Origin of the sequence: Cetobacterium sp. (genome assembly GCF_051653945.1) — a bacterium.
GTDB lineage: Bacteria > Fusobacteriota > Fusobacteriia > Fusobacteriales > Fusobacteriaceae > Cetobacterium_A.
The window spans coordinates 1-5,344 of record NZ_JBOFXD010000075.1 but is presented as its reverse complement, the minus strand read 5'-3'; the positions used below and the strand labels follow the sequence as shown (position 1 = coordinate 5,344).

The 5,344-nt window shown below is 27.1% G+C and carries 4 protein-coding genes; 2 read left to right on the top strand and 2 right to left on the bottom strand.

Annotated features, from left to right (window positions below; translation table 11 throughout):
- Positions 1 to 79: 79 nt before the first annotated feature.
- The gene (locus tag ACRC8M_RS08455) at positions 80 to 2,587 is read right to left on the bottom strand and encodes a calcium-translocating P-type ATPase, PMCA-type (RefSeq protein WP_438528737.1); all 2,508 of its coding nucleotides are present in this window, start codon (positions 2,585 to 2,587) and stop codon (positions 80 to 82) included.
- 138 nt (positions 2,588 to 2,725) lie between these two features.
- Between ACRC8M_RS08455 and msrAB the strand changes: the two genes are divergently transcribed.
- Both msrAB and ACRC8M_RS08445 read left to right on the top strand, forming a co-directional pair.
- Positions 2,726 to 3,676 (top strand): bifunctional peptide-methionine (S)-S-oxide reductase MsrA/peptide-methionine (R)-S-oxide reductase MsrB, encoded by a 951-nt coding sequence (msrAB, locus tag ACRC8M_RS08450; RefSeq protein ID WP_438528736.1) that lies wholly within the window; start codon positions 2,726 to 2,728, stop codon positions 3,674 to 3,676.
- Between the two features lie 220 nt (positions 3,677 to 3,896).
- Positions 3,897 to 4,133: a hypothetical protein gene (locus ACRC8M_RS08445; protein ID WP_023049865.1), complete on the top strand. Its 237-nt coding sequence runs from the start codon at positions 3,897 to 3,899 to the stop codon at positions 4,131 to 4,133.
- 108 nt (positions 4,134 to 4,241) lie between these two features.
- Here ACRC8M_RS08445 and ACRC8M_RS08440 read toward each other — a convergent pair whose 3' ends face one another.
- Entirely contained in the window at positions 4,242 to 4,877 is a 636-nt protein-coding gene (locus ACRC8M_RS08440; RefSeq protein WP_438528735.1) for a class I SAM-dependent methyltransferase, read from the bottom strand.
- Between the last annotated feature and the right edge of the window lie 467 nt (positions 4,878 to 5,344).

The window sequence follows — 5,344 nt, the reverse complement described above, 5'->3', positions numbered from 1 at the left end:
TGGAAATAACTCTAATTAGATTACTTGAGAAAATTTTTGAATGAAAAATGGTCGAAATACATTGAAAATAAAGGGGGCATCAATGGTCAGGAAAATCCTTAGCGTTGTTATTCCGCGTTTTCCTGATGGGACCCCTATTAAGAACTTTATTATTAAAGAAATTTTTTAGTATAGAGTTTTTTCCAATACTTTTGCAATTATAAACATTAAATATAACTAAAAATATAAAAAGATTGAAAATATATGTAGGTGTCATCTCTTTACTGATATGAAAAACTCTTATGAAAAAAATCATAGATAAAACCATAAATGTAGAGTTTGTAAAAATATTAATCCATAAATCGGTGGTTACAATGCTTTTGCTTTTATCTCTTGGTAACTCATTCATGATATATCTTCTAGTTTTTTCAAAACTTAATGAGATTGCAAGAGGGCCATCCATCATGATATTAATCCATAGAATTTGAATCGGTTTTAAAGGTGTACCCCAATCTAAAAGTTCAAACATTAAAATAAGAAATAAGGCAGCAACATTTACTATTTGTTGAAATTGAATAAATTTTTGAAAATTCTCATAAAGACCTCTTCCAGACTCGATAGCTTTAACGATAGTAGCAAAAGAATCATTAAGAAGAATTATATCGGCAGTTTCTTTAGAAACTTCAGTTCCTGTTATTCCCATAGCAATACCTACCTCTGCTCTTTTAAGTGAAGGAGCATCATTTATTCCATCTCCAGTAACAGCGACAGATTTTCCCATTTCCATAAGAGTATTAACTATTCTAAGTTTAGTTAAAGGATTACTTCTTCCAATAACAGAGATATGTTCTAATTTTCCTCTTAGTTCATAGTCATTCATAGAGTCAATATCTTTTGCATCGAGAATAAGTGAGTCAGACTTGATTAAACCGAGCTCATTTGCCACTGTGGTAGCGGTTAGGGTATTATCGCCTGTAAGAATTTTGACATCAATACCAGCTTTTTGGCATGTGGTAATAGCATCAAAGACCTCTTTTCTAATAGGGTCTGAAATTGAAGTAAACCCATCATAGATACAATCTTTCATAAGATTTTTTTCAAAATCTCTCCATTTTTCCTCTTTTGATAAGTTTTTATGGGCAAAAGCGATGATTCTTCTTCCAATACTTTGTTCAGCTTGAATTGCTTGGAGTTGATTTTGTTTTTCAAATTCAGAGATTTTACAAACTTCAAATATTTTTTCTGGAGCTCCTTTTATAAAAAATATGTAATTATTCAAAGTTGAGGTTGATACAATACTGCCCATACTTTTTTTTGTAGAGTTAAATGGATATTGAAAAATAAGTTTTTCCTCTTTTATTGTAAGTTTTTCTTTTAAATTTGAGTAATAATTTAGAAGAGCAATTTCAGTTGGATTTCCTATAAATTTTTTAGTTGAGTTTTTGTCTTCGGTGAAGGCTGAGCTGTTATTAAAAAAAATATTTTTTAGTAGCATATCTTCATTTAAGTTTTCAATTTTAACAACAGTCATTCTATTTTCAGTTAATGTTCCTGTTTTATCAGAACAAATAACATCAATAGCTCCGATAGACTCACAAACGGCTAATTTTTTAACTAAGGCATTTTCTTTAGAAAGACGAATAGCTCCTAGGGCCAAAGTTGCAGCAATCATAGTAGGTAGTCCTTCAGGAATAGTAGAAACAATAAGTACAATGCAGATAGTTATAGCTTGTGCAATATTTTGTAAATTTAATTGGTTATCAATATAGTAGTTAAATATTTTAAGACAAAAGACAATGATAGCTATTCCAATTCCAGCAATAGCTATTTTTTTACCTAAATTCCCTAATTCTTTTTGTAATGGAGTTAAAATATTATATTCAATTTGTACAGATGTAGATATCTTTCCAATTTCAGTATTATCTCCAATAGCAGTTACTAGAACTTTTGCATGACCTGAAACTACAAAAGTTCCAGAGTATACCATGTTAAGTCTTTCACCAATGGAATAATCATCTCCTTGGAGAGGTTCTTGAATTTTTCTAGAAGCTTGGCTTTCTCCTGTTAATAAAGATTCATCAATCTCTAAGTCACTATTTTCAATAATCCTTCCATCAGCAGGAATTTTATCTCCTGTAGATATAAAAATAATATCTCCTGGAAAAATCTCTTCGATAGGGATTTCATAGATTATACTATCTCTCATAACCTTAATGTTTCTTTTATCTCCAATTTTTTTTAAGGCAAGAAAAGCATCTTGAGATTTTTTTTCCATAAAAACAGTTACCATAGTTGCTAAAAGTACAGAAAAAGTTATTCCAATAGTTTGTCCCCAATCTGGAGTTTGATGTTGTTCGATAGACATTATATTTATTACAATTGTTAAAAAAATAGCTACTATTAAAACTTTAACCATAGGTTCTGAAATAGCTACTAAAATTCTTGAAAAAAAAGTTTTTTCAGGAGCTTTGGTCAATAAATTTTTAGCTCCACGATTAACCCAGGTTCTAACTTTAGAAGGTGTTAATCCCGTTTCGCTACTATCAAAAATTTTATAGATTTCTTTTAAATCTTTTTTATAAAATTGATTATCATTAAAATTATCCATGAATTTACCTTCCTTTTATAAGTAGTAAGCTTTCTACTTTTTACAAATTTTTTTTCAATTTCTTTTTAATTTAAGAAAAAATTTGACAATTAATATGTAGAGTAAATATAATAATAATAAACTCTTAGAGGTGATGAAGTGAAAAATATTAAGAAAATATATTTAGCTGGTGGATGTTTTTGGGGTGTAGAAGCTTATATGAAAAGAATTGATGGTGTGATTGATGCTAATTCAGGATATGCAAATGGAATAACAGAAAATCCAACATATGAAGATGTTATATATAAAGGAACAGGACATGCTGAAACTGTTGAAGTAATGTACAATTCTGAGAAAATAAGTTTAGAAACACTTTTAAAATACTATTTTAGAATTATAGATCCAACTAGTTTAAATAAGCAAGGAAATGATAAAGGGACTCAATATAGAACAGGAATTTATTATACAGATTTAGAAGATAAGGATATTATTGAAAAAGAGATTACATTACTTCAAAAAAATTATCCTAAGAAAATTATGGTAGAAGTTATGCCTTTAATTAGATTTGATTTGGCAGAAGATTACCATCAAGATTATTTAAAGAAAAATCCAAATGGCTATTGTCATATAGATTTATCAAAAGCCGATAATATAATAATTGATGAAAATAAATATGCTAAATTATCAGATAATGAATTAAAATCTAAACTAACAGAAAAACAATATAAAGTAACACAACTAGGAGATACAGAAAGAGCTTTTAATAATGAATATTGGGATTTTTTTGAACCAGGAATTTATGTTGATATAACAACAGGAGAACCACTTTTTTCATCTAAAGATAAATTTAATTCTCAATGTGGATGGCCAAGTTTTTCAAAGCCAATTGCACCAGAGGTAGTGAATTATCATAGAGATAGTAGTTTTAATATGGAAAGAGTTGAGGTGGTAAGTAGAGTTGGTAAAGCTCATTTAGGACATGTATTTGACGATGGACCAAGAGAATTCGGAGGTTTAAGATATTGCATAAATAGTGCTGCTATCGAATTTATTCCATTCAAAAATATGGAAGAAAAAGGATATGGTTATTTAAAAAGTCAATTGGATTAATCTGTGGAAGCTTTTTTTACAGAAGTTACTTCAATGTCTAAAATATAAAACTATACTTTTTTACAAATATGCGATATAATGATATGAAGTAGTATTTTTTGTCAAAGTGTATATTTTAAAAATATAAAGTCTTTAAATGATTTATTATACAGCCTTGTACCTAGAACAAGGCTGTTTTATTTTTATTTAGTTATTTTATAAAATTTAAATCGGAGGTTTTATGAATTACGTAAAGAAGCAAGAGCTAAAAAGACAGTATAAAGTTGAAATTTTTAAAGGAATACAGGTTATAAATAATGAAAACTATGACTTTATAGATTCAAGACAATTTTTTCCTACACCAGAAGATGCATTTAAGTATATTGAGAAGTTAAAGTTAAAATTAGAAAATGACTGGGTTATTAGATACTTTAAAAGAAGCGAAGAGGATTGGGAGTTATTAGAGATTATTAACTAAGAGATATTTTTCTTGAAATTATATTTGATTAATGTTGGAAAAAATGAACTAGAAATGATAGCAGTTATAATCAATCATAGAGTTTAATATAAAAAAGGCTGACTAAAATCAGCCTTTTTTTACTGCAACTTTTTTTAATAAATATGTATAGTTACTTGGAAAAACATATTTTTTTTCTACTAAAACAATATTTTGTTCAGCAAACAAATTTTGAATTTCTTTACAAGAGTAAATCTTATAATCACCTGTTTTCATATAAGGAAGGAAAAAATTTATTATATTTCTTAATATAGGTAATATCCAGATTTCTCCTAAAATAAGAGTTCCATTAGATTTTAAGACTCTGGCAATTTCAGATATTGATTTTTCAGGATTAGAATAATGATGAAAAGAATTTATACAAGTTATAATATCAATTGAAGAGTTTTTAAAAGGTAAGGCTTCACTATCTCCAATTATAAAGTCAATAGGAAGCCTTTTACTAAGAGCTATTTTTATCATTTCAGGCGAGATATCTAAACCAATTAATTTCAAAACTCTATTTTTTTTCATTATTTTTAATAACAAATCTCCTTTTCCTGTTCCTAAATCTAAAAGAGTATATTGCTCATTTGTTAATAATAAATCTAACCAATTTAAAACATTATTATAGTGTTTAAAAGAATCTCCATGCTTTTTACTTGCCATTTTATCAAAAAATTTAATTGTATTTTCTTTGTAATTTATAGATTTATTTAATTTCAAATTATTCTCCTTTGATAATTATTCTAACTTTATCGTGTGAATTGACTCCATCTTACATTTTCGGATGTACATTTAGGATTAATTATATCATAAAAATAGCTATAAACAATAGGAAAACTAATAATTCAAATTCGTTAGAACTTATAAAAAATATAAAAGGGAATTTCTAAAAATATATGACTTACATTTCCAGTTGAGTATATTTAACTATATAGATGTATTTGTATTGATTTAAAGTTTGAAATTGAATTATACAATAAATTATAAATTTGAATAAATAATTATTTTTAAAAATAATTATTTAAAAAAAATGATAGAATATTCAGTATTTGGGGTCCCATCAGGAAAACGCGGAATAACAACGCTAAGGATTTTCCTGACCATTGATGCCCCCTTTATTTTCAATGTATTTCGACCATTTTTCATTCAAAAATTTTCTCAAGTAATCTAATTAGAGTTATTTCCAT

What these genes read in the sequence shown, in the direction of transcription:
- ACRC8M_RS08455 (WP_438528737.1), bottom strand. Translation starts at nt 2,587, where the DNA reads ATGGATAATTTTAATGATAATCAATTTTATAAAAAAGATTTAAAAGAA.
- ACRC8M_RS08445 (WP_023049865.1), top strand. Translation starts at nt 3,897, where the DNA reads ATGAATTACGTAAAGAAGCAAGAGCTAAAAAGACAGTATAAAGTTGAA.